This is a genomic window from Pseudomonas sp. 2VD (genome assembly GCF_005503585.1).
Classification (GTDB): Bacteria; Pseudomonadota; Gammaproteobacteria; order Pseudomonadales; family Pseudomonadaceae; genus Pseudomonas; species Pseudomonas aeruginosa.
Window position 1 is genome coordinate 1 of the sequence record NZ_SCND01000628.1, and the last position, 1623, is coordinate 1623.

Sequence of the window (1623 nt, forward strand, 5' to 3'; positions counted from 1 at the left end):
GTCGGTGAAGTAGTCGTTGCGCAGTTCGAACGGTTGCTCCGACTCGGGTTCGAGCATCTCCAGGGTGGGGGAGGTGATCGAGAGGTTGGTGGAAGCCGCGCTCGCACAGTCGCAGTAGTGAGCGAAGCACGCTATCCGCCTCAGTCCTGGGGCTTGCTTACCCGGCTGCGCAGCGACTCGAAATAGGCTGTATCGGCGGGGCCGCCTGGCGTCGATTCCGCGCCGGCGACCAGCGTTTCACGCAGTTCCCTGGCGTGCATTTCGCGTTCTCCCCTTACCAGGCCACTCTGTATCATTGGGTGCCGCGTCGCCGCCAGCGCCCGGCCGAGAATCCTTGCGACGACCTCGTCCTTGCCACGGGTATAGGCCTCGCGGTCGGTGGGGTAGCGGCGGGCCAGGGCGTGCTTGGTTTCGGCGTAGAGGCGGGCGTCGTCGGGGTGGTTGCGCAGCCAGTCGCGGAACAGCAGGTAGCGGTCGGCCTGGGCCAGGGGCATGACATGGACATGGTGGGTGCGGCCATGGCCGAAGGGCGGCATGCCTTTGACGAAGAACATCCGCTGGGTGTTCGGGTTCTCGCGCCAGAACTGGTAGCCGAGGCCCTCCAGCGGGGCTACCAGCCGCTGCGGATCGTGGCCGGGCGGCGGCAGCAGGAGGATGTCGATGATCGGCTTGGCGTCGAGCCCGGGCACCGCGGTGCTGCCGACATGCTCGATGCCCAGCCCGGGCAGCGCCAGCGCCGTGCGGATGGCCTCGGCTTCGGCGGCGAAGTGTTGTGGCCAGGCGGGGTCGGCAGGCAGCACCTCGATGCGGTCGTCGTCGGCGTTGCTCCAGCGTTGGCCGTCGAAGCGGGGCGGTTGGGGTGAGGACATGGCGGACTCCGGGGATATGCGGGAGATTGGCGGCGATGGAGAGCTGGGGTAGGGCGAATAACGCCAGCGGCGTTATCCGCCTTCCGCGAGCGGGGTGCGGGTAAAACCTGGGAGTCTCAGAAGTCCAGTGCCTGCACCCCTGGATGCTGCGGATCGAACCCATCCAGGCGCATGCGCTCGGCGAATGCCTCCCGCGCCGCGTCTCCCTGGAGAAACGCGCTCCGCGCCGAGGCCCAGTCGTCCGGTTGCAGCCGTACCATCCAGCCCTCGCCGTAGCAATCCCGGTTGATCAGCGCCGGGCGCTTGACCACCGCCGGGTTGCTCGCCAGCAGGGTCCCGGCCAACGGGCTGCGGGCCGAGGAGGCAGCCTTGGCGAACTCGACTACGCCGAAGCTGCGGTCGCGTTCGATGTGCCAGCCGTCGCGCTTGGGGGTGAAGGCGAAGATTTCGCCATACAGCGCGCAGCCGTAGGCGCTCAGGCCCAGGGTCAGGCTGCCGTCGACTTCCTCGCGCAACCACAGGTTGTAGTCCGGGGCGTAGAACAGCCCGTCGGGGAACTCCAGGCCGTGCAGGTTCGCGCTCATAGGGTCAGCACCCGCTCGGATTCGAGGATCAGCCGTGCCAGTTCCCCGCCGCTGGAGATTTCGTCGAGTTCCTCGATCAGTTCGCTTTCGTCGATGTTCACCCCAGGTTGGCGGCACATCAGCAGGCGCGCGCCGGCCTCGCGGGCCTGGCGGATGAAGTGGCGCAGCGG

3 protein-coding genes and 1 pseudogene are annotated in these 1623 nt (G+C 67.9%); all 4 read right to left on the reverse strand.

Annotation, left to right across the window (positions count from 1 at the left end; genetic code table 11):
- Positions 1–75 (reverse strand): annotated as a pseudogene (locus FFS27_RS33940) (hypothetical protein); the annotation flags it as partial.
- Between the two features lie 65 nt (positions 76–140).
- Positions 141–869 carry a GrpB family protein gene (locus tag FFS27_RS32545; RefSeq protein WP_003114631.1) on the reverse strand — a complete coding sequence of 243 codons (729 nt, stop codon included), beginning with the start codon at positions 867–869 and terminating at the stop codon, positions 141–143.
- Between the two features lie 116 nt (positions 870–985).
- Positions 986–1453, reverse strand: coding sequence for a glycine cleavage system protein H (locus FFS27_RS32550; RefSeq protein ID WP_003102267.1), 468 nt, complete (start codon positions 1451–1453; stop codon positions 986–988).
- The coding region (locus FFS27_RS32555) for a DsrE family protein (RefSeq protein ID WP_254801776.1) at positions 1450–1623 on the reverse strand (174 nt) is incomplete at its 5' end. The genes FFS27_RS32555 and FFS27_RS32550, both read right to left, overlap by 4 nt.

Coding starts and splice junctions, on each gene's coding strand:
- FFS27_RS32545 (WP_003114631.1), bottom strand. CDS start 869: ATGTCCTCACCCCAACCGCCCCGCTTCGACGGCCAACGCTGGAGCAAC.
- FFS27_RS32550 (WP_003102267.1), bottom strand. CDS start 1,453: ATGAGCGCGAACCTGCACGGCCTGGAGTTCCCCGACGGGCTGTTCTAC.